Origin of the sequence: Methanosarcina mangrovi, from assembly GCF_052057765.1 — an archaeon.
Lineage (GTDB): Archaea > Halobacteriota > Methanosarcinia > Methanosarcinales > Methanosarcinaceae > Methanosarcina.
Genome location: NZ_CP195120.1, coordinates 2,743,144 through 2,765,023 on the forward strand (window position 1 = coordinate 2,743,144; position 21,880 = coordinate 2,765,023).

Below are 21,880 nucleotides of genomic sequence, written 5' to 3' on the forward strand. Positions count from 1 at the left end.
GAAAAATAGGATTATTATTGTTTTTTGTATGTTTTATTAGTACTGTGAGCATAGACCATGCAGCCGGGAGGGTTTTGTCCGGTAATATGGTAGCTAACGGCGATTTCGAAACCGGTGACCTTACCGGGTGGTTGGTAAATTCAGGTAGTGCGGGAGACATAGTTTCTATTGTATCCGGTGCACCAAATTCATCCAGTACGTATGTGGTGAGGATGTATTCTACGGATGACCCCTTTGCATCCATAGCCCAGACAGTTGACTTAACCGGGGTTGACTATATAAATTTGAGCATGAAGTACACCACGTCCGGAAGTGGCGGCGATTTTGCTGTTTATATTACAAATAGCACCAGCACGTACGCGGCTCATACAGAGGTTCTTCCGACTACCTCTTCAGCGGATTGGTCGCCCAGGTCAATTGATGTAAGTGCTTATACCGGTGCAAGTTTCATCAGTATAAGAGCATATGAAGCAACAACATATACTGAAATGTGGGTGGATGACATAACGATTAATTCAACGGGTGCCGGGGTTGACGCTACACCGAACGGCGTTGTTTTGGATTATGCCGGTCACTGTTTCCACACTTATGATATGCACACTGGAACCCATATTAACGTGGTCCCGTCTCCTAATCCCGCTTGGGCTGGTGCACCAAGTGACGGATATCCTTACTCAGTTTACACAGTTGGAAGAAAAGCGTATGTTCTTTTCGTATCAGATACCCCTTATATCGGCGTATTCGACATTGACGAGTTCGAATATACTGACATGTTCCCTATTCCGGATGGATCATATAACGGATGGAATCCGATGTGTATATCCAGCGACGGCACGAAGGCTTTAGTCACAGAAACAATCACTGACAACGTATACGTTCTTGATTTACTGGATTCAGGGGCAGTTTTGCATACATTCGATTCCCTTAATTATAACTGGGGGATTTATGATGGGACTGACGATTATATTTATGCTTTTGCCAATAACATAGTGTACAAATATGATGCAAGTAATTATTCGGAACTCGCAAACCGTAACATAGGCAATACAGTATACGGCGTAACGGTAAACGATAACACATTGCTTACAGCTGGTGGTGCGGTTTTCGATACGATCAACCTGACGGATTTTACTTCAACTGGTTACGGCTCCACATATAATTATCCATACATGATGGCCGACCAGCAAAACGAATACATCTATCTTGGTTCGGACAGTCAGACGGACATAAGAATATTCAATGACGAAACAAAAGCACTTGAGACCGCACATATTTATCCATCCGGCACAACTAGAGGGATTGATGTAAGCGGCGACGGCAGGGAAATGTATGCAGTTATATATAGTCCCGCTGGTGTGCAGACATTCAATACGTCAACTCAGGCACTCATAACATCATTTCCGGATGATTTCATAAGTACCACATTCGGGAATTCTAAGCCTGTACGTTTCGCATTTTATGACGAAGCTGCTGGGTTGAACGCGAATTTCATAGCTGATCCTTTATACGGTAATTCCCCGTTATCTGTTGATTTTACCGATTTAAGTACCGGAAGTGTAACTAACTGGTATTGGGATTTCGGAGACGGGACAAACTCGACGTCCGAAAACCCTTCCCATACCTATACTTCATCTGGAATCTACACGGTAAAACTGCGGGTTTCAAATGCGGTAGATTCCAATTGGGAAAATAAATCGAATTACATTTATGTGGCAGGAACCGGCGGAAGCAGTGTAACAGCGGATTTCCATGCCAACGTAACATCAACCGGAGTAGGAAACCAGATACAGTTTTTTGATGACTCTGCAGGCTCTCCGGATTCCTGGGAATGGGACTTTACCAATGACGGTATTGTCGATTCAACTGCTGAAAACCCGATAGTTACTTACGGCACAATAGGAACATTTTCGGTTGCATTAACTGTTTATAACGGTACCGATGCAGATAGCAAGACAAAATATAATTACATCACAATTACTTCGGGTGGTCCGGGCTGTCTCGGCTGTGATTTCTCGGCAAACAAAACCACAGGCCAGTATCCTCTTACTGTGCAGTTTGCGGACCTGTCAACCGGCTCCCCGGACGAATGGAGCTGGAACTTTGGGGACGGTGGGACAAGCACCGAACAGAACCCGGTTCATACTTACATGGGGGCGGGATCGTATACGGTAACATTTACAGCAAGTGCGCTAAACGGGACAGTATCAAAAACCAAGGTCAAGACAAATTATATTACAGTTACCGAGCCGACAATTGCAGGCGTGGATTTCACGGCAAATGTGACATATGGCACTGCCCCATTAACGGTCCTGTTTACAGATCAGTCGGATGAATCCGCTACTTCATGGACATGGGAGATTGACGGGGTATACCAGACCAACACACAGGACATGATTGTTACGTTCAATGATGCTGGGATATACTCCATAACACATACTGCTACAAATGCCGAAGGGATCGGTACTGAAACAAAAACAAATTACATCCAGGTCTACCCGGCTAATTATGGTGGTATCTATGGGTATATCTATGACGCAGATACGAGCCAACCTATTTCTAGTGTAAATTGTCAGTTTTCCAATTCCTCCGCTACAGCGACCACTTTAAGCGACTCTGACGGGTATTATTATTTTTGGCCGGTTTACAACGGTGTTTATGAGTTAACGGTTTCAAAAAGTGGTTATACTACCGGAACACTGCCAAATACCATTATCAACGGAACAACTCTCCGGCAGGACATTTTTCTAACTCAATCCGGGGACCTGGTACAGGATGAAAATATTACTAATTATTCCTCAGACTGGCTGAATTTCAATTTATATACTGATGAAAACACAAAATCGATAACGTTAGACTATGAGGTTACACAGGGGAATACAAATTATGCTAACTGCACTATTTATGACGATTCAGGACCCGTCTATAGTTCCAACGTTTCCACTCAGTCCGGAACCTTCAGTTATACCGGATCTGCTGGAAATAATTACCTGGTTAGTTTTGATGTAATGAACAGCGAAGGGAACAGGTATAGCGGTGCTTATCCTGTTCTATTCTTCCGGGGTTTTCCGTCAAGTAATCCTATCTTCCCTCCGGACATGCCACAGGGACTTATAAACGGAATTCTGGTATTCGCTGCAATTGTCTGCATGATGATGTTCGGAAAGGCGTACATTGAAATTGGAATGATTCTCGGAACTGCTGTTCTTGTTTCTTCTTATATCTGGGGATTTTTGAATCTCCCGGAAACAGTCCAAACACCTGTAATAATTTTCTTATCTGCCCTTGTTGCAGGTGGGGAGTATATCGCTAAGAAAAAAGTATTGGGGTGACATCGTGATAATAAAAACTTTCATAATTCTTTCACTGTATAAAATGTATAAAAATCGAAAAGAGATAATCGAAAAAATAAAAACTCGACTCAGAGGAAACAATGACCATGACAGCCTGGGGAGAATGGCCTCCGACAATAGACCCGAACATAGCGTTCAGGAGTTTGAATAATCTCAGTAATTCGACTATACCTGCTACGAATTATTCAAGCTATTCAAGCATAATGAATTTTACTCGCATTAGTTTTACAAATAGCTCACAGTCTGCACAAGCTGTAGCAGTCCCGGTTAACGAGATTCTTGTTCCAGTTTTTGGGTTCTGGTTGTACATTATAATAATATTTTATCTGTCCTTGTTGATGTACGCTAAAACAGAATCCCTGGGAGCTATGAGTATCACGATAATGCTGCTTTCCAGTCTTGCTGTGGGTCCGGATCTGGTTGGGATCTATACTATTCCAGCGAGTGTTTCGACTATCCTGTATGTCCTTGCCGGCCTGGGTCTTGCAGGGTCTTTCTTATCATGGCTAATTGAAAAATAATTAAAAGGTGGTTATGATGTCCGAAACTGTACAAGTGGGAAGTCAAAATCAGCCAAATGCTCCTCCTCCAAGAGTTACACAGCAAACAAGCTGGAATTCTCCTGGATATCCGCAGCCTCAGCAGTATGAAAATACAAATTATGATACTGAAAATTACGAAGAAGAAAACGAGGCAGGTTTTTTTGAGCAGGCAGGCTCGGCTATCAGCTCAGGTGCTTCTTATGTAGTCAATGGTGTTGAGCAATTTCTTAACCCAGAGAAAACGCAATCATTTAGCTTAAATGAACTCATCGCAAAAGGGAAAAACGTTACACCTGAAGAAAAAGCTATACTGGAAAGCCAAGGGTATACCCTGAAATCTGAATCTAAACAAATCGAAATAGGTAGGGTATACGGAACCAGGACAGTTTCCGGGAAATGGATAAAAAGTGAGTACGGATATCCCATTTATGACACTAAAACAAGCTACTGGTGGGAAAAAACCGGAGCAACTGCAACAAATAAGGGCATTGCTTCTGGACCTCTTACCGTATTTTCTGCAGCATATGACGCCGGGTATAATTTCGGGAAAAATACTCTGAAACCAACTTTGCAGGACTATGGCCTTTATGATCAATCAAGGGCAGCTGTTTACGATCTATATAATAAATCTCCTATAAAATACATCCCAGAGCCGGAACTTAATGCAACAATAGATGTATCTGCAGACACTCTCAGGATTGCTAAAGGTGAAGGGATTCCGGTAACTTATGCGGATGGAATTTTCACCATAAACGCCCAGGGGGCAAATTATGATAAATATGCAGCAAGATTAAACGAGATTCAGCTAAACCTGTTCAATGAGAAAAAAACAGCACTTGAGAATGAATTTAACATTCAAAAAACTAAAAGGGAAGCCTCTATTTTTGGAACAGGTCTGACCTGGGATGAAGGAATTAATAAAGCTGCTTCCGATTTCCTCCCGGATAAATGGACCGTAGACCCGAACATAAAAGCTTATGGGGAGTCTGGGAAGTTCGGCAGTGGAGCATTAAAAGGACTTACTGACGCTTACGGAGATTGGTATAACAAAAAGGTAGCTGTGGCCCCTGTTAATGTCCTTACTGAAATTGGTGGAGAAGTAGCTATCGGTGCAGTTACAGGAGCCGCTTTTAAGGTTGGTACTACAGCCGTTAGGGGCGGTTTGGTTGCTGGATCTGATGTCCTGGCAGCGGGAGCAGGAAAGGTAGGGGTAAATGCTGCAGGAAAGGTCCTTACAGTCGGGGCTAAAGGCCTTACAGTCGGTGCAAGAGCTGTTCAGCCTGTCGCGGATGCGGTCCTCGGGGCTCAGATCGTGCAGGATGTAGCAAGCTCAGAATCCTATGCTGAAGGATGGGGGAAAGTTGGTAGCCTAGCTGTTGGAGGGTTAGGGTTTGGAGCAGGCGCGAAAATGGCAGGGAAAAGTAAGAGCATAGCTGCAATAGATGCATACGCAGGTACCAAAGCCCCAAACTACACCATAAAGGATGCCGGGAACGCAGTAATGAAGGTATCAGACACTGCTGCAGACCTTCAGATAAGAGGTATCAAAAACCTAGCTACCGGCACTGAAAGAATGATGGTAGATGAAACTGCAGTGTCCAGTCTCGGAAAAAAAGCACTTGATAGATGGGACGCGCTCGAAAAGAGTAAAAAAGCTAAGGTATCCGGAGAACCGGCTTTCGAACTGGTTGAAACTGAACGTGGTTTTGAGCTAAGAGAAGTGAAGCAACCACAAAAAACAGTTGAAGTCAAAAAACCGGAAGAGAATGTATTACAGGAAGTAAAAAAACGTGAAGAGAAACCGTTACCAATAGATAAATTTACAGCCAGTCAAGCAAAAGGCAGGGAGATTATAAACAGGGCTACCATAAAGGAACCCGGAGTTGTTGAAACACAGGTTGGTAAACAGTCAATGTTACTAAGAACTGAAATGGCTAAACCGGAACAAAAAGAAGTCCCTGTGTTTGATCTATCCAAGATAATCGACCCAGCAAAAGAATCCAGTCAGTTATTTGAGTTTTCAAATCAATTCAAAGAGGTTTCACCAGGAACAGCAAAGACAGTCGAAAAACCAAAAGCTTCACCTGGTGCATACATGGTTGATCAGCAGAATTATGGATTAGCTGACTTTATAGGCCAAAAAAACAAACCAGCCTTATTTGAAAAATCGGAGAGTGTACTCAGTGTAATGGATAAAACCGCACTGGACAAAAAACTCAAAATTGAACAGCGTGGTAAAACGATTACAGAAGACGTTTTAGCTCAAAAACAAAGAGCTGAAAAATTTAGAGAAAGAGCAGCAATCTTAAAAGAAAAAAATTTGTTAAAAGAAACCGGGACAATGAAAGAACTTGAAGACGTAAAATTATCAGAAAAACTCGAAGCACCACAGACCACAAAAGAACTTACAGAAGCCAAAGAATTAGAAAAAGTTAAAACTATTCAAAAAGAAAAAACGAGTGAATTGGAGAGAATTAAAGCTGTTAACATACTGACATTAAAAACCGACGCTTTCCCGAGACTCCGAGAAGAGCACCAGGCAATTATAAACCCGAGGACCTCACAAGAAGCAACACGGCCTGGTATATTAATTTCCGTTCTCGGGGAGGTTCAAAGCTCTGATAAAATTTTAAATGTTAGAGATGCCCCGAAATCAATTAGGCCTTCGATAAGCAGTCCAGTCCAGGATATGCCGAATCCGGCAAAAGAGATAACAATAGATTCGATAATCTCAAAACCAAAGACAAAACCAACAGATGATAATAAACGTCCTGTTTTGATTCCAACAAACATAATTGACGTTTCATCGAGTATAACACCTTCAAAACCCGTAATAAAACCAACAGATGATAATAAACGCCCTGTTTTGATTCCAACAAACATAGTTGACGTTTCATCGAGTATAACACCTTCAAAACCCGTAATTACTCCTGGAAAAATAACCCCTGTTCCGGAACAACCAACCCCGGATATTATTGAGAAAACCGATATTACCGACAGCATAAAACCAGTACCAATCCCAATAAGGTCTCACAGCCATGTAACCCTGCCTGGTCCAGATATTATATTCAGGTCTGACAGATTCGGAAAAGGCAGCCTGAAAGACGAATATAAACCAAAAAAATTTGTCACTCCTGGTATTTCCGGTACAATGAAAAAAGGATATCTGAGAAATCAGTTCGGCTCCCTGGAAGGATTCGCTAAAAAAGTTTCAGGGAATAAAGTTGGATTCAAGAAAATAAAAATAAGGTAAGGTGGTCTCCATGCCTCTTCCTTCTGTTCGGTCATATGCGTTGACTATGTTAGTGATCCAGGTTAGCCTGGCGTTTGTTGGAATGACCGGGATATATCCTTTTCAGATTTCAATAGCAGGAATCTCCACCCAGGATTTTTTAGAGGACATGACTACAAACCTTTCTGATCTAGTTTATAATATTACCCACCCTGGAGTGATAGAGTACATATCAGCGTTTTATCTTGTAATATACATGGCTGTAAAAATAGTTCTTGCTTTTCTTGTTTTTGTTTTTGCAGGCTTTGGTATGGTCTTTGCAGCTATAGGGTTTCCGAGCTATATCTATATGCCTTTGCAAATAATTATAGATGCAGTAGTTTTGTATGACTTTGCACAATGGAAAATGTAAAGTATATATATCACACCTAATACATATATGAAATATGTCAAGTTGCTATCTTGATAAAGAATCGATTAAACTGCTTGAATCTGTAACTGGACCGTTCAAACAGTTTACAAGTACTTCTGCAGCAATAAGATATGCTATTAAGGAAACATTTGGGGATGCCAAGAATGAAACCAATTGATAAAACAATGCTTTTGTTTACAGCCTTCGCATTTTTGGGTTTGATACTGATGAATCTATTAGCCGGATCAAATGAAGGAGTTTATGCTGGGCTTGCGCTTACAATTCTATCCGCTGGAGGAGCGGCAGTTTATTACAGGACGAAAAATAAAAAAGTGAAAACTGAAATTTCACAAAGTGATACAAAACCAGTGAAAATTAGCTAATTTTATTGGTATGCCATGATGAAATGAGGGACGATACACATGAAACTCAATCACTTCAAACTAAGCCAATCTGCTTTCTCGTGGAGTACTTGTTTTATATACTTCTTTGCTGGTTTTGCGGTACAATATATTGATCCGACGTTTTGTGATAGAGCTATGTGGCCGGTATTCGGTTTGATTTATGTACTATTTGTTGTTGGGATTTCGTATCCTATTTATGAATATTTCAATAAGTCAGACAGCTCAGCATAATTACTTTACTATTTCTTTTTTTAAAAACAAATCCTGAGAGCAATATTTAGAGACTCTCTAATCTTTTGGATTTTCTGTATATATATTTTGTATTTATGAGTATATATTTTCAAATAACTTTAGAATTTAGTTTATTATATATTAATTTTATTTTTATATATACAACTCGGTTAAAATATAATGAATATAAGTAAATGGAAAAACATCCATTTTTTAGATTGAGATGCAGGATATTTTAGTACTTGAGACTACAAAAAATGAAATAGATCTCCTTGATTCATTCCTTTGTGACTGCGCTGTCAGGAATTTTTCACCCCGGACAATTGCAGCCTATAAAAGTCACTTAAATTATTTCTTAAAATTTTATTCTGTTGGTATCACTACGAACGATTTAAAAGATTTTCTTATATTGTTAAGAGATGAAAGAGGCCTTTCTGCTTCTACGGTTGAGAATTATTTTTGCACCCTTTCCACATTCTATGATTTTCTTGTATGGGAAAATATCGTGAAGGAAAATATTATCCTACCTTTCCGAAAAAGATACATCAGGTATTACAAAGAACCTAGGCCAGAGGAGCGCCAATTAATCAGCCTTGAGCAAATGCGGGACCTAATAAATTCAGCAGAGGACCTGCAAACTAAAACAATGTTCCTAATCTTTGCAAAGACTGGTATACGGCGCCAGGAGCTCATAGATCTGGACCGCTCAGATGTCTATCCAAAAAAGAATATGATAATCTTAAAAAATCATCACTTCAAAAGGAGCAACAGGACTGTTTTTTATGACGATGAGTGCGGCTATTATCTTGAAAAATGGATAAAATGGAGATATAACCATAAAACAAAAACCCCTGCGCTTTTCACCGGTCTACAGGATGCTAGGATCAGCAGAGACAGAGTATACGACCTGACAACCGGACACGCTCAGCAATTAGGTTTTCATGATCCTGAAGGCCAGCTTAGTGAAAAATTCACGCCTCACTGCTTCAGACATTGGTTCACAACCTGGATGAGAAGGTCCGGATGTCCCAGAGCTGCAATCCAGGAGCTCAGAGGAGATTCCAGGAAGGAAGCTATAGACATTTATGATCATTGGACTCCAGAAGAGCTCCTTGAAACATACTTAAAATATATTCCTCAATTAGAGATTTTAGAAAATATTTAGAGAAACATATTTCATTGTGGCAAATTTTAAAAATCACACGAAAATTGTATTAAATATGACCGAATGCAGCTTTTGTGGCATTGTTATAACTCATCTCTCTTTTAAATGTAAATACTGCGGAGAACGGTATTGTGCTAATTGCAGCTTGCCTGAAGAGCATGATTGTGTAGGTATCATGATTCTTAACATTAAAAATGAAAACAAGTTTTATGAAAATGCTATGTTTATTGCAACCAATTATGAAAAAGTAGACGACAGAGGTTATGAAATTATTGAAAAAAAGTTAGATGATAATCAATGACGGAAAAGCTTATGGTTCATAGTAATTCAACAAATCACTAATAGCAATTGCCATTTGTTTTCCTTTTTCTGTAATTTCCAATATGTTTTTAGGTTTCATTTGATCCTGACCTATAGGATCTTGATCTTTGACTACGATGAGTCCAAAATTCTGAAGTTGATACGCAAGGGCTTTGCAGGTTGATACTGACGTCCTTAATTCTATTGATAATTGTTGAATTGTTATTGATTTATGAGATTCTATAATCAATAATCCTTCAATTCTTAGTTCTTTAAAAAAGTATTGTAAAAACTTGTACCTTTCTGAAATCATATATGTTCAAAACATCTTTGTATTTATGAAATTACCTCTCTAGAAAAGTGCCGCGACTCAGAAAAAAATTGTTCAAAGGAAACGAACAAACTAGACAAGTTTTTGAGGCCAAAAAGAGGTTTACGCTGAGGGGGAGATTCGAACTCCCGTAGCGCGTAGCGCTACCGGTTTTCAAGACCGGCGCCGTGGTCCGCTGGGCTACCTCAGCATGTTGGATAATACATTTAATACTTTTTTCTGGCTTTTCGGATGAAGGCTGGCAAATCGCCCTGATATGTCAGGAAGCGTATACAGAGAACCTGATTATTATATATAAAATTTGCGAAGAGAAAGATCTCCTCGCTTTTCTGTAAATTCAGTGAAATTATTCCTGTGACTCTGAAGACTCTTCTTTAACTTCAGCTTCAGTTTCGGCTTCGGCTTCAGTTTCGGCTTCAGTTTCGGCTTCGACTTCAGCTCCCGCCTCGACCTCAGGTTCTGCAGGGACAGGGACTTCAGCTTCGGCTGTGAGTTTCTCGATGAGCTGGACTTCTTTAAGCCCGGCGTACTTGAAGAGTTCGGATGCGACCCTGTTCTTTGCCATGAGCCAGCGCTGGTTGAAGGTCAGGCCTGTAGGTATGTTGATCTTTGCAACACCGTCGGCGATCTCGACTTCCATGTCACGCATGCCGGTGTAGAGGGCAAGAAGACCCTGAATTTTTTCAACATCGTCCTCAAGGAGCTTTTCAATGGTGTACTCGTAGCTGACGGTCTTGCCTGCAAGTGGGCTGTTAAAGTCTACAGTGACCCTGCGGCCGATAACCCTGCTGACAACTCCCCTTCTGCCGTCCAGTTCAACAGGCAGGCCGGGGTGAACATTTCTGTCCTGGAATTTGGTTATGGAAACGGTCTCAACGAGCTTGGGGTTGCTCGGACCGAATGCTTTCTCCGGAGAGATGGTAACTGTGCTGGAGTAACCGGCTTCTTTTCCTTCAAGGTCCTCATCAAGGCCCTCAATGGTGTGCCCTGCCCCGACAATAACGACGTCTCCGCCGTAAAGGCCGCGGGGGTTAAAAATCTCCTCCTTTTTTGCAAGCTCTTCGTCTGTTGTATCGAAAATCCTGCCGTCCTCAAACCTACCTGTGTAGTTTAACTTTATGAAATCGCCTTTCTGAATTGCCATAATTCTCAACTCTTCTATTAAAATAATTGAACTTGATAAGCAAGGAAATTATCCTTTACCAGTTAAATTTCTGATCTTTCAGAGTAAACGCGTTTCACGCTATAGAACTCTGGCTTTAATAAGCTTTTTGGGAATAAACAGGATTGTCTGAAAGCTCGCCGGTCATTGTAAAAATTTGAATTTGAGAGAAATTCCTTCTGAAACAGCACCTGCCGCCATTTAGAGAAATTTATGGAAAAGATTCAACCCGGAAAAAGGAAAAAAATCCCTTTCATTTTCGGCTTGGAAACTGTCCTCTGAGGCAAAAATGACTCTCTTCTCAGCTTTGTAAGGAGGGGTTCCGGCAGGAAGACGCCTGTCCGTAGATGTCCGGTCATGCCGTCCTTTCTTCAGTTGAGTTCCTTTTTAGCCCTAGCCCTGTTTCATCAGTCTCGGGGAGGCACTTCTGGGCTGATATAGCCATATAGAAAAGTCCGTTAGACTTTTTAAGATAAGGTCTCTGGAGTGATTTCGATTACTCCATCTATAAACCTTCTTTGAATCAAATAACCCAAATTATTAATTATATTTACTCTGTGATACTGTAGATAGCTCTGAATACGATAAAATATTAAATATAACCTTGGGTATACTATTTAATGGGGATAAGGAGGTATAGTGGATTTTATCGTTTTGTCAAGCCTGTTTGATTTTTCATTCCTTCAAACGACTTAAACCGGATAAATCTGACAGAAAGGACTCTGTTTTCAGGAGGGATGCATGGAAAAAAAACTTATGAGAATAGGAATTTCCCTTCCCGGGGAACTTCTGGATAAATTTGATGAAGCCCTTATGAAGAGAGGATACTCCTCACGTTCTGAAGGCATAAGGGACGCCATAAGAACATATAACCAGCACTATGAATGGATGCAGCAGATAAAAGGTACAAGGGCTGCAACCATCTCTATGGTATATGATTGCTCAAAAAAAGGCATAACAAGTGCCCTGGCAGAGATTCAGCATGAATATTTGGATCTGATAACTTCTTCGGTCCATTTCCATATGGAGGAAAATTTCTGCTTTGAAGTGATAATCCTCGAAGGGGACGGGGAAAAAATAGTGGAGCTGGCTGAGAAAATTCTCAGTTTAAAAGGAGTCAAGCACTCCAGATTAACAACCATGCCCGGAGAGAGGACAGAATAAATAGAGAAGACTGAAAAAACCTATCTAATTTCGCAGATGGCTTAAAACTCGCCTATTGACCCTTTCTGTGAGAGATTTTTTGAAATAATATGTAACCCCTGAATCAAAAAAATCCTGAGATCTAACAGCCTGGAATTTAGAAAAAAAATAGTTGCTTTATTTTTTTAGTTCCAACACCCGAGGGATATATATGTATCTTGGAAAAATCCACGCAAAGCCAGACCTCTATTTAAGAGGGCTTAAAAAGACCCTGTGGGATACGGCAGGATTTTTTCTTTTAAAAGGGTGGGAACAGACAGAAAAGGAAAATATTGAAACTGTTGACGATACCATGCTTCCGGAAATCCTTAGAATTCAGGTAGAAGGATTTAAAAATGAAAGACAGGGAGATATCATAAGGTATTCAAAAAAATTCAGAAATGTCTTTTACGTAATTAAGAACCAGGATCAGGTAATCGGCTACTGCATATATCACCTGAAACCGGCTTTTTCATCCCGGGGATTTGAGAAAAAAGCTGTTGTTTATTCAATTGCAATTGACAGTAAATTCAGAAATAAAGGATTTGGCAGGAAGCTTCTGGAAGAAAGCATCAGGGAAATGAAGCTGAATGGAGTGTTGTCCATTCTCCTGTATGTAAACGTAAACAATACTCCTGCCATAAAGTTGTACAGGAAAACGGGCTTCTTTATAGTCAAAGAAGTAGAAAACATATGTGGAGAGAATGAAAAATGCTACAAAATGGAACTGAAATTATTTTAATTCGATTTCTATGAACCTTCTTTACGAATCTTCTCCCCATGAACCCTCTACGTCTTCTCCCTATTAATTTTTCCCATCTACGAATCTTCTCCCTATGAACCCTCTACGAATCTTCTCCCTATGAATTTTCTCCTCTATGAATTTTCCCTGAAAAATGTTTTTTACAGCTATTTTTCGTACAGCCAATACTTAATGAGATTGTTTTTGGTGAAAATGTTTTATACGACAGTTCATTTATATAATAATGAGAATTTCGATAAACCACTGATTTCAATAGATTATTCTTATATTCCTTATATAGGCAACCGGTAAAATATTAGGGGTTTATCGAAATTCTCCGTAACTTTTAGACTATTGTAAGGCCTGCTTCCTTACAGCCGCTTTTCAGGAGAATTCAGGACTAGAAGAGTATACTTAAATAAATATGCGGTTTATAGTCCAGCGTACCTTAATTCATGATTTTGGATCTGCATAAAAGGAAAGACTTTCTGTTGGTAGCAACAGCGACAAAACTTACGGAGAATTATATCAGCAGCTTCTCGCTCAAAGGTGGTTTTATGTGTCCTACACAAGTTTATACAAGAATAGTTGCATATTTTACAATTTTAAAGAAATTGCTGCGGGACGCTGCCGGAGCCTACATTTTAAAGGAATGGAAAAGTATTGAGAAGGAAAATATTGTACTCGTAGATGAAAATATGCTCCCTGAGATTTTTAGAATTCAGGCTGAGAGCTTCGATAGTAAAAACCAGGAAGAGCTTCTAAAATACTCAACGAAATTAAGAAAAATCTTTTACGTAATTAAAAACCAGGATAAAATTGCAGGTTACTGCATATACTACCTGAAACCGGGACTTTCGTTCAAAGGGCTAAAAAAGAAATCTGTAATATACTCGATTGCAATTGACAGCAAATTCAGGGGAATGGGCTATGGCAGAAAGCTTCTGGAAGAAAGCATAAAGGAAATGAAGCTAAACGGAATTTCTTCGGTTCTCCTGTATGTAAATGTGGCCAATACTTCTGCTATAAAACTATATGAAAAAATGAATTTTCAAATAATCAAAGAAATCGAAGAAATATGTGGTAAGCAAGAGAAATGCTATTTAATGGAGTTAAAACTTACCTGAGTAGCTCTTTAAATGTTATTACGTCTGGTATTTTCCTGCAGGAATTCCCAATTTCAGGAATCGTTAACTGAGGAGAACTTTATTCTGTTCTTACAGTTTATCACTTATTATCCTTTTATAAGGTCAGGCAGATAAAGGATATGTTTAAATAAAACTCAAGTTCACAGTTTAATGTGTACCTGGTTGACGTTCTTATTTTTGTAGGCGGACTGCTGCTGCTTGTAAAAGGGGCGGACCTTTTTGTAATGTCCTCGTCCTGGATTGCAGAAAGGTTTGGAGTCTCAGAGTTTATAATCGGGCTAACCCTCGTATCGATCGGGACATCCGTACCTGAACTTGCCTCCTCCCTTACGGCGTCCTTCGAACACGCAAGTGGAATAGTCATAGGTAACGTACTCGGATCAAACATTGCAAATATAGGACTGATTGTTAGTACTGCTGCCCTTCTATCCAATGTGAAGACTGAGGAGCTGATGCTTCGAAGGGACGGTTACATAATGTTATTCTCTGCCCTTCTTTTTTTACTTTTTATTCTGGACTTCAGAATTTCAAGACTTGAAGCCTTAATTTTTCTTCTGTTATATTTTGTCTACCTTCTGTTCCTGCTTGATAAGGTGAAAAAACACGAAGAAGACATATACTTCGAGGATTTTATGAACTATTTTTTTAAGTTTGAGTACATCTTTGATTTGAAAGCAAGAATTGAAACCGGAATCCGAGGGCGAATAGAAGGAAAAAGAGCAGAAAAAACCGCAAAAGAGCTTTATGAAGAAACCGAAAGAAAAAATAGAACAAAAAAGGAAACAATAACAGAGAACAAAAAAGAAACAGAGATTGAAATAGAAAAAGAAACTGAGATTGAAATAGAAAAAGAAACTGAGATTGAAATAGAAAAAGAAACTGAGATTGAAATAGAAAAAGAAACTGAGATTGAAATAGAAAAAGAAATTGAAGATGAAATAAAAAATCCTGCTGAAAGCAGCCTTTTAATAGAGCTTATCAAACTGGTTGTAAGCGGAGTTGCTATAATAGTTGGGGCAAAGTATTTCATAGAGCAGTCAATATTTTTTGCCCTGCTTCTGGAAATCCCGGAAACCCTTATTGGAATAAGCCTTGTTGCAGTCGGGACCTCCCTCCCCGAACTGATGGTAACTATTTCTGCAGCCCGCAGCGGCTATGCCAGCATAGCTCTTGGAAACGTAATAGGGTCAAATATTACGAATACGCTTTTGATTCTGGGCTGCTCGGGGCTGGTCAATCCCCTCACAGTAACCAAAATCAGTATCTATTATATAACTCCCTTCATGCTTTTTATCAGTCTCCTGCTCCTTCTTTTTATCCGCACAGGCTGGAGGATAAAAAGGACTGAAGGAGTTATCCTTCTCCTGCTCTACTGCGGATTCATGCTTTCCATCTTCCGCCTCGGATAAGAGCCTACCCATATTTCTGGCTCACCCGAACTGCGATTCGCCCGAATTGCGACTCGGGAGTCCACCGTCCGTTTCACTCGCTATCGCTCGCTCAAGCAAACTAAACAGTATAGATCTATCTGAGCCTTACAACCTTATTAGCCATACAGGGTCGTTTTTGTCCCGGCAGAGTTGTGGCTCTGCAGTGCATTGTCCTTTTCGCTTCGTTCAAGAAGACAAACTTAAAAGCAATGGTAAAATAAAGAGACGCAGGAGAGTGGTCTTCCCAAGAAGAGAAAAAAGAAGAGGGAGAAAAAAGACAAAAGTAAAGGCAACAGAAGATAGATAAATTGTGAAATAAAATTGTAAACTAAAATTGTGAAGAAAAAAGATTTTCAGAGCAAGGGAGTATTTGTTAGCAGGATATTTCTCTGGTATTTGATTTCTTCGAATAGCAGTAACATCAGGTTGTTTTTATTTGCTTTTGACTGGAGGGCTGGATACAATTTTTTTGGGGCACAGCAGAAAAAAACTGATTAATTTCATTCGGATATTCAGGAAAAATATTAACTGCTTAGTAATATTCCACCATCCCGCCCGAGAAATAATACTCAAAAAACAGTTTTTCGAATCCGCTTAAGGATTTTTAATCATCTTTTCAACTCTCTTTTCTAGTCTCGTTTTGAATGTCTTTTCGAATCTCGTAACCTACCTCTTCAAGGGCTCTTATTGCACGTTTTAAATTTATTTCCCTGAGCAGGATGTAATCGGTATCATATGTAGAGACAGCAAATATACTGATACTGTTATTAGCGAGAACCCTGCTGATTCCTGCAAGAATTCCGGTGAGCCCGAAATCCAGAGGTCCTTCAACCTTCAGGCATCTCCAGCCTCTCTCAGTCCGGACTTTTTCCGGGATATTTGCAGGGATACTGCTTTCCGGGCAGACTAACGAGAGCTCTTCGGGAGTTCTGGTAATCGAAAAGAAACCGCCCTCATAAGCCCATGCGGGGATTTCAGACTCAGAATCCAGTCTACAAATCCCGAAAATGCTTTTCAGGACACTCAAAGTAAGTTTATTCTGCTTCATGCCAGGTGCCGGTTTCAATTTTTCCCCTCATTTTCCATCTGTTTCGTTATGATGTTGTATGAGTAATCCGGTTTAAGTAAGAATTTATATGTAAAGAAATTTTTCAGAAAATAAAGTATTTTTAGAAAGTTTTTGAAGACACATACAATCAATCACGGAATGCTATTTTCAAAGTGATAGATACCCCACAGGAACCTGTGAAATCAACTTATGTAAAAGCCTGGAAACCCTTAATATACGGAGGAACAAAAAAATAAAAACCGAAAAGAGAAAAAGATAACGCATTTCTTCTACCTCCAAGACCCGGTATTTATCAGGATTTTCAGACCAGGATTTTCAGACCTGAAATCCCTTTATTCAAGACTTTTAGTGCCTTTTAAAATTCGTAAAAACACTTCCCGGTGCCTGGCAAACCTGCAGCCAGAACTTTCTTAGGATTCGTTTTTTCTGGAGAAAAGGAGCCCTACAATGACGTGAGTCCCTTTTGGAAAATTTCCCGGTTGATATTTTTATTTGAAATTACCTGACTTATTCATTCAATATTACCGGGACTTATTCATTCAACAGGACAGACCATCTGTTAGACCCTCTGTTAAGGACAATCTTGTCTTCCCTGGCAAGCCAGCCAACGGCCATCAGAGCTATCTGAGAGTCAAAACCGTTTGAGCTTAGATAATTCTTTATCTGGTTCAGGCTGCATTCTCCTTCTTCCAGTCTGTGATATAGCGCTCCTGCGGCTTCCCCGATCTTGAAATTCATATACTCCTTCATGGTTATCACCTATTTTTATTTTTGATTATACCTTGCTATCTCTGGAGAAATTCCATCGCTTTTGAGGAAAGTTCGTGATTTCTGACATTAGCTCCGGCTGTATTTTAGAAATTTTCACTGGTTATCGAAATATGAGGATTATGAGAACACTGGGAGAATAAACTCAAGGAACTTTAACCTTGGTACATGCCGTAAACCCTGAGCCAGATTCCCTGCCAGCCAGAGTAAAACTCTTCTGTTCGTTATAAACAACCCTGAGTAATACAATCCTGAGTAATACAATCCTGAGTAATACAATCCTGAGTAATACAATCCTGAGTAATACAATCCTGAATAGTAGTGCTCACATCCCTTATTTTTTCCCAAAATGGGTAGACATTCCTCAGTGTTACAGGACAGTTATTCTTAAGCAATATGTTACTGATGTATAGTTATACTGGAATACTATAAAATCTTCGTGAAAAAAGACTGTTAAACAGGGTTAAACTGAATCAAAGTTGCGCTGGCGCACCCCGTTGCAAGCACGGGGTATGTTCGCGCCACCTCTCAAAATTATGTTAAAGAAAGCAATAACCCTAAATAATTTAGTTTTAGCAGAAGTTAACAACCAAAAAATGGGATTGATAAGCCACATATTATCATTAACGGCTTCCGAGGAAGTTTTCCATCCCCGTAGCAAGCTAGCGGGGTATTCAACTGAAATAAAAGATCCGGTCCCCCGGGTCCGAGTCTTTATTCATCTATTTTCATTTCCTTTGTTACCTGGGCGGTCCCTGATTAATTGTTTGACCCGTGCCGGAATCATGGAAAGAATCTTTTAGTTTTCTCTCCCTTTCCGGATTTTAAACTTTTTTAAGGGCCCGGCGTTCTATATGCAGGCAGGCAGGTTTTCCGTCTTCCCCAGACACCAGCACGAATTCCACAGGCTGCTGAGTAAGCGGGTGATATGTGACAAAACGCTGCTCTCCGACTTTCTCTACCGGGGCCTCAAGTCCGCCCAGTTTCAGGAAGAGCTGGCCGCCTTTTCCGACAAAACGGTGCTCAGGTACCATTAAGAACTGACAGGCAAACCCTTCCAATCCTCCAGAATGCCCTACTACCTTTACGCCGCGGTGCTCGTAAAGGTAAAGCCCATAGCCGTAACTTCCCTTATCATAGCCGCTGGGAATCGGAATGCGGGGGGTGGAAAGTTCCCGGATAAGCGAAGGTGAAAGCACTTTTTTTCCCTTCAAGTTCTCCTTCATTCATAAAAGCTATCGCAAATTTAGAAGTTATATTTTCATCATTCCTTAGCATTTTGAGTTATTAAAAGCTGGATTAAAACAGTTTCAGGGATTGTTTCCGGTCCTTTATAATTCGCAGGAACAAGTCAAGAATAACGAAAATATGAAATTCTCACTCCATCTCGTTTCTTTAGGCATCAACCTTTAAAACAACCTTTAACAAATACTGAGTGAGGAATTTTTTTCTTTATCGTTTAACCGGGGTTGACTCGAATGGAACTGCTGGGTGTGGACATACTTGAAGTTTTGACGGGGATAGACCAGCTTGTCTGGGGACCTCCTCTTCTGATTTTGCTTGTGGGGACCGGGATTTTCCTGACTTTGCGCCTTGGGCTGATCCAGGTTTTCAGGCTGCCCCTTGCTCTCAAATATGTCATGAATTCAAAGAAATACGAAGAAGGAGTCCTGGGCGACGTTTCGAGCTTTGCGGCACTCAGCACCGCGCTTTCTGCAACAATCGGAACAGGAAACATTATAGGGGTTGCAACGGCAGTCAAGACCGGGGGTCCGGGGGCTCTTTTCTGGATGCTCCTTGCCGCCTTTTTCGGGATGGCAACCATGTATTCCGAAGCCCTGCTGGCAGTCAAATACAGAACAGTTGACGCAAACGGACAGATGTCCGGCGGACCCATGTATTACATCAAAAACGGACTTGCTCATAAGAAGTACAGCAAGGTCCTTGCCCCCCTTTTTGCCATCTTCGGGGTAAATGTGGCACTCTTCGGGATAGGGACCTTTCCTCAGGTGAACGCTATCGTGGACTCGGCAAGGATTGCTTTTGACATCCCCGAAGTCCTGACTGCAGCCGTGTTGAGCCTGCTTGTGGCTTTTGTGACACTCGGAGGAATCAGGAGGATTGCGGCTGTTGCCCAGTTCATGGTACCTTTTATGGCAGTGGCTTATGTGCTGGGCTGCCTTGTGATTATCGGGATGAACCTTGAAAAGCTCCCGGAAACGTTTGCTCTGATCCTAAGGTCCGCCTTTTCCGAAACAGCAGCAAAGGGAGGATTCCTTGGAGCAGGCGTTATGCTTGCAATTCGGATGGGAGTTGCCAGGGGGATTTTCTCAAACGAAGCCGGGCTTGGAAGCTCCCCCATAGCAGCTGCAGCTGCAAGGGTTAGAGAGCCGGCAAAGCAAGGTCTGATCTCAATGACCGGGACCTTTTTCGATACCATTGTCGTCTGCCTGATGACAGGAACAGTGCTCATCATGACGGATTCCTGGACCGGAGACCTTGCAGGGGCTTACATGACAAGCTATGCCTTTTCCACCGTACTTGCAGAAGTCGGGAGTTATATCGTAACGGTCGGGCTCATATTCTTTGCCTTTACAACCATTCTTGGGTGGAACTATTACGGGGAGCGCTGCACGGAGTTCCTCTTCGGAGTTAAAGGAATCCTTCCCTACAAAATATTCTATATCCTCATCGTTGCCTCAGGCGCCTTCCTGACCCTTGATGTCATCTGGGTCCTGGCAGATATCGTGAATGGTCTTATGGCGATTCCGAACCTGATAGCCCTCCTTGCGCTGAGAAAGGTTATTGAAACCGAAACAGGGAAGTATTTTGTAGGGAAGAAGAGCTTTGAGAGCAATAAAAGCTTTGAGGAAAAATAAGAGCTGAAAAATTGAATTAGGAAAGAAATATAAGAATTTTGAGAGGAATAAGAGCTTTAAGAGCTTTTAGGAAAAATGAGAGCTGAAAATTGAATTAGGGAAGAAGTTTGAAAAACATAAAAAATACAACCTGATGCAGGTTGCAAACAAAGTGTAACGGTTATAAGTAAGGCTCAGAGATTGTTAATTAAAAGTTCACCAAACCAGACAGGGATTGTTACCCATGAAGTTTACTTTTTCAGGAAAAGCCCCGGAGGCTATGAAAAATGGAAATAGAGGATTGAGGTTTGTAGCTGCGGTACTGCTAATAGCCGCCCTTCTGACTTCTCCTGCACCCGCAGTTATCGTTTCAGGAGACACACACCTTCAGGTAGAGGTCTCCGAAATAACCCCTAACCCTGCAAGACCGGGAGAAGACCTGCTTATAACAGTCAACGTAGAAAATACCGGTGACGAACCGGCAGAGAATGTGAAAATAGGTATTGAAGAACTTGATCCTTTTATCTTTAAGTACAGCACCTCAGATGTGTACGGTTCCGGGACCAATACCGAACGTACTTTCCAAATCGAACAGATAAGGCAGCGTTCGAAGGTCGAACTGGACTTTCATTTCAGGGTCAGCTCCGAGGCAAAATCGGGAGATTACCAGCTTGAATTCACTATTAAAGATAACGGCGGAACAAGCTTTTCAAAAAGGATTCCTATTCGGGTGGAGGGAAACCCTGATCTTGTACTTACAGGCACCGAAATCTTTCCTGCAAATGAGGAGAATTACTCTTCCGGAGCCCTTGTCCCCGGAGAGGAATTCTACCTCAGGACCACAGTTAAAAATGCGGGGAACGGAAATGCAAAGAATGTCCGTGTCATACTTGACCTGAACGGCTCTTCCCCCGTGATCTCCCTGCAGGATAACGTTCGTTTCCTTGAAAACCTGAGTGCCGGAAGTTCCGAAAACCTGTCTTTCAAGCTCCTTTTAGGCAGCAATGCAGGCGTGCAGCCTTACAAGATTCCCCTCAGGATAACCGCCTCAAACGAAGCTGAAACCCTTCAGATCGACAAATCCCAGGAGATCGGGGTTAATGTCCTGAATCGGGCGAAAATAAATGTTGCAAGCCTTAAATTCGACCCCGAAATGCCTGAGAAAGGCCAGCAGGTTTCCATGATCTTGAGGCTGGAAAATGTGGGGGACGGAGAAGCCCGTTTTGTGAAAGCCAGGCTCGAAGGACTTGAAGGAGACGGCAGCACATACGCTTTTCTCGGAAGGCTGGACAAGGACGATGATGCCCCTGCAGTCTTTACCTTCATTCCAGAAAAGGCAGGGGAACAGGAAGTAACCCTGCTTGTGGAGTATGAGGATGATTTCGGAGTCCATCAGCTCAATGAAACCCTGACGTTCAATGTAATCAGAACGAACAATAGTATTGTCCCGGTTGTACTGGGAGCAGTCATTGTACTTGCAGCTGCAATCTTTTACCTGAAAAAGAAAGGCAAAATCTAAGCTGGAGAAAAGAAGAGAGGAACATTTCAAATAAC

19 protein-coding genes and 1 tRNA gene are annotated in these 21,880 nt (G+C 41.1%); 14 read left to right on the forward strand and 6 right to left on the reverse strand.

From position 1 onward, the window contains the following. The first annotated feature begins 86 nt into the window (after window positions 1-86). The 7 genes from ACSAZL_RS12230 to ACSAZL_RS12260 all read left to right on the forward strand — a co-directional run bounded on the left by ACSAZL_RS12230 (window position 87) and on the right by ACSAZL_RS12260 (window position 9,637). Window positions 87-3,329 (forward strand): PKD domain-containing protein, encoded by a 3,243-nt coding sequence (locus tag ACSAZL_RS12230; RefSeq protein ID WP_440944924.1) that lies wholly within the window; start codon window positions 87-89, stop codon window positions 3,327-3,329. 101 nt (window positions 3,330-3,430) lie between these two features. Further along, window positions 3,431-3,871 (forward strand): hypothetical protein, encoded by a 441-nt coding sequence (locus ACSAZL_RS12235; protein WP_440944925.1) that lies wholly within the window; start codon window positions 3,431-3,433, stop codon window positions 3,869-3,871. A gap of 16 nt (window positions 3,872-3,887) precedes the next feature. Continuing rightward, the gene (locus ACSAZL_RS12240) at window positions 3,888-7,145 is read left to right on the forward strand and encodes a hypothetical protein (RefSeq protein ID WP_440944926.1); all 3,258 of its coding nucleotides are present in this window, start codon (window positions 3,888-3,890) and stop codon (window positions 7,143-7,145) included. A 46-nt stretch (window positions 7,146-7,191) separates the two neighbouring features. Beyond that, on the forward strand, window positions 7,192-7,536 hold the full coding sequence (locus ACSAZL_RS12245) for a hypothetical protein (RefSeq protein WP_440944927.1): 345 nt from the start codon (window positions 7,192-7,194) through the stop codon (window positions 7,534-7,536). A 164-nt stretch (window positions 7,537-7,700) separates the two neighbouring features. Further along, entirely contained in the window at window positions 7,701-7,919 is a 219-nt protein-coding gene (locus ACSAZL_RS12250) for a hypothetical protein (RefSeq protein ID WP_440944928.1), read from the forward strand. A 475-nt stretch (window positions 7,920-8,394) separates the two neighbouring features. Then, the gene (locus ACSAZL_RS12255) at window positions 8,395-9,336 is read left to right on the forward strand and encodes a tyrosine-type recombinase/integrase (protein ID WP_440944929.1); all 942 of its coding nucleotides are present in this window, start codon (window positions 8,395-8,397) and stop codon (window positions 9,334-9,336) included. A gap of 55 nt (window positions 9,337-9,391) precedes the next feature. Further along, window positions 9,392-9,637 carry an AN1-type zinc finger domain-containing protein gene (locus tag ACSAZL_RS12260; RefSeq protein WP_440944930.1) on the forward strand — a complete coding sequence of 82 codons (246 nt, stop codon included), beginning with the start codon at window positions 9,392-9,394 and terminating at the stop codon, window positions 9,635-9,637. 9 nt (window positions 9,638-9,646) lie between these two features. Here ACSAZL_RS12260 and ACSAZL_RS12265 read toward each other — a convergent pair whose 3' ends face one another. From ACSAZL_RS12265 to ACSAZL_RS12275, 3 genes are all read right to left on the reverse strand, one after another. Then, the gene (locus ACSAZL_RS12265; RefSeq protein WP_440944931.1) at window positions 9,647-9,949 is read right to left on the reverse strand and encodes a hypothetical protein; all 303 of its coding nucleotides are present in this window, start codon (window positions 9,947-9,949) and stop codon (window positions 9,647-9,649) included. A gap of 123 nt (window positions 9,950-10,072) precedes the next feature. Beyond that, window positions 10,073-10,157 (reverse strand) — tRNA-Ser (locus ACSAZL_RS12270). Window positions 10,158-10,313: 156 nt separating this feature from the next. Further along, window positions 10,314-11,111, reverse strand: a complete 798-nt coding sequence (locus ACSAZL_RS12275; protein WP_440944932.1) for an FKBP-type peptidyl-prolyl cis-trans isomerase — start codon at window positions 11,109-11,111, stop codon at window positions 10,314-10,316. Window positions 11,112-11,870: 759 nt separating this feature from the next. On the opposite strand from ACSAZL_RS12275, the gene nikR reads away from it, so the two are divergent. From nikR to ACSAZL_RS12295, 4 genes are all read left to right on the forward strand, one after another. After that, window positions 11,871-12,293, forward strand: a complete 423-nt coding sequence (gene nikR / locus ACSAZL_RS12280; RefSeq protein ID WP_440944933.1) for a nickel-responsive transcriptional regulator NikR — start codon at window positions 11,871-11,873, stop codon at window positions 12,291-12,293. Between the two features lie 190 nt (window positions 12,294-12,483). After that, window positions 12,484-13,053 (forward strand): GNAT family N-acetyltransferase, encoded by a 570-nt coding sequence (locus ACSAZL_RS12285; protein ID WP_440944934.1) that lies wholly within the window; start codon window positions 12,484-12,486, stop codon window positions 13,051-13,053. Window positions 13,054-13,667: 614 nt separating this feature from the next. After that, window positions 13,668-14,180, forward strand: a complete 513-nt coding sequence (locus ACSAZL_RS12290; RefSeq protein WP_440948846.1) for a GNAT family N-acetyltransferase — start codon at window positions 13,668-13,670, stop codon at window positions 14,178-14,180. Window positions 14,181-14,353: 173 nt separating this feature from the next. Then, on the forward strand, window positions 14,354-15,610 hold the full coding sequence (locus ACSAZL_RS12295) for a calcium/sodium antiporter (RefSeq protein ID WP_440944935.1): 1,257 nt from the start codon (window positions 14,354-14,356) through the stop codon (window positions 15,608-15,610). A 637-nt stretch (window positions 15,611-16,247) separates the two neighbouring features. Here ACSAZL_RS12295 and ACSAZL_RS12300 read toward each other — a convergent pair. Continuing rightward, complete coding sequence (locus tag ACSAZL_RS12300) at window positions 16,248-16,697, reverse strand: ACT domain-containing protein (RefSeq protein ID WP_440944936.1); 450 nt, start codon at window positions 16,695-16,697, stop codon at window positions 16,248-16,250. Between the two features lie 534 nt (window positions 16,698-17,231). Continuing rightward, entirely contained in the window at window positions 17,232-17,450 is a 219-nt protein-coding gene (locus ACSAZL_RS12305) for a winged helix-turn-helix domain-containing protein (protein ID WP_440944937.1), read from the reverse strand. A gap of 284 nt (window positions 17,451-17,734) precedes the next feature. On the opposite strand from ACSAZL_RS12305, the gene ACSAZL_RS12310 reads away from it, so the two are divergent. Then, on the forward strand, window positions 17,735-17,881 hold the full coding sequence (locus tag ACSAZL_RS12310; RefSeq protein WP_440948847.1) for a hypothetical protein: 147 nt from the start codon (window positions 17,735-17,737) through the stop codon (window positions 17,879-17,881). A 411-nt stretch (window positions 17,882-18,292) separates the two neighbouring features. Here the strand turns inward: ACSAZL_RS12310 and ACSAZL_RS12315 are convergent, their stop codons facing one another. Continuing rightward, window positions 18,293-18,682 (reverse strand): hypothetical protein, encoded by a 390-nt coding sequence (locus tag ACSAZL_RS12315; RefSeq protein ID WP_440944938.1) that lies wholly within the window; start codon window positions 18,680-18,682, stop codon window positions 18,293-18,295. Window positions 18,683-18,946: 264 nt separating this feature from the next. On the opposite strand from ACSAZL_RS12315, the gene ACSAZL_RS12320 reads away from it, so the two are divergent. Both ACSAZL_RS12320 and ACSAZL_RS12325 read left to right on the forward strand, forming a co-directional pair. Further along, window positions 18,947-20,347, forward strand: a complete 1,401-nt coding sequence (locus ACSAZL_RS12320; RefSeq protein ID WP_440944939.1) for an alanine/glycine:cation symporter family protein — start codon at window positions 18,947-18,949, stop codon at window positions 20,345-20,347. A 223-nt stretch (window positions 20,348-20,570) separates the two neighbouring features. Continuing rightward, window positions 20,571-21,845 (forward strand): COG1361 S-layer family protein, encoded by a 1,275-nt coding sequence (locus ACSAZL_RS12325; protein ID WP_440944940.1) that lies wholly within the window; start codon window positions 20,571-20,573, stop codon window positions 21,843-21,845. The last annotated feature ends 35 nt before the right edge of the window (window positions 21,846-21,880 follow it).

What these genes read in the sequence shown, in the direction of transcription:
- ACSAZL_RS12250 (WP_440944928.1), top strand. Translation starts at nt 7,701, where the DNA reads ATGAAACCAATTGATAAAACAATGCTTTTGTTTACAGCCTTCGCATTT.
- ACSAZL_RS12240 (WP_440944926.1), top strand. Translation starts at nt 3,888, where the DNA reads ATGTCCGAAACTGTACAAGTGGGAAGTCAAAATCAGCCAAATGCTCCT.
- ACSAZL_RS12305 (WP_440944937.1), bottom strand. Translation starts at nt 17,450, where the DNA reads ATGAAGGAGTATATGAATTTCAAGATCGGGGAAGCCGCAGGAGCGCTA.
- ACSAZL_RS12320 (WP_440944939.1), top strand. Translation starts at nt 18,947, where the DNA reads ATGGAACTGCTGGGTGTGGACATACTTGAAGTTTTGACGGGGATAGAC.
- ACSAZL_RS12285 (WP_440944934.1), top strand. Translation starts at nt 12,484, where the DNA reads ATGTATCTTGGAAAAATCCACGCAAAGCCAGACCTCTATTTAAGAGGG.
- ACSAZL_RS12325 (WP_440944940.1), top strand. Translation starts at nt 20,571, where the DNA reads ATGAAGTTTACTTTTTCAGGAAAAGCCCCGGAGGCTATGAAAAATGGA.
- nikR (WP_440944933.1), top strand. Translation starts at nt 11,871, where the DNA reads ATGGAAAAAAAACTTATGAGAATAGGAATTTCCCTTCCCGGGGAACTT.
- ACSAZL_RS12265 (WP_440944931.1), bottom strand. Translation starts at nt 9,949, where the DNA reads ATGATTTCAGAAAGGTACAAGTTTTTACAATACTTTTTTAAAGAACTA.
- ACSAZL_RS12230 (WP_440944924.1), top strand. Translation starts at nt 87, where the DNA reads ATGGTAGCTAACGGCGATTTCGAAACCGGTGACCTTACCGGGTGGTTG.
- ACSAZL_RS12260 (WP_440944930.1), top strand. Translation starts at nt 9,392, where the DNA reads ATGACCGAATGCAGCTTTTGTGGCATTGTTATAACTCATCTCTCTTTT.
- ACSAZL_RS12255 (WP_440944929.1), top strand. Translation starts at nt 8,395, where the DNA reads ATGCAGGATATTTTAGTACTTGAGACTACAAAAAATGAAATAGATCTC.
- ACSAZL_RS12245 (WP_440944927.1), top strand. Translation starts at nt 7,192, where the DNA reads ATGTTAGTGATCCAGGTTAGCCTGGCGTTTGTTGGAATGACCGGGATA.
- ACSAZL_RS12275 (WP_440944932.1), bottom strand. Translation starts at nt 11,111, where the DNA reads ATGGCAATTCAGAAAGGCGATTTCATAAAGTTAAACTACACAGGTAGG.
- ACSAZL_RS12235 (WP_440944925.1), top strand. Translation starts at nt 3,431, where the DNA reads ATGACCATGACAGCCTGGGGAGAATGGCCTCCGACAATAGACCCGAAC.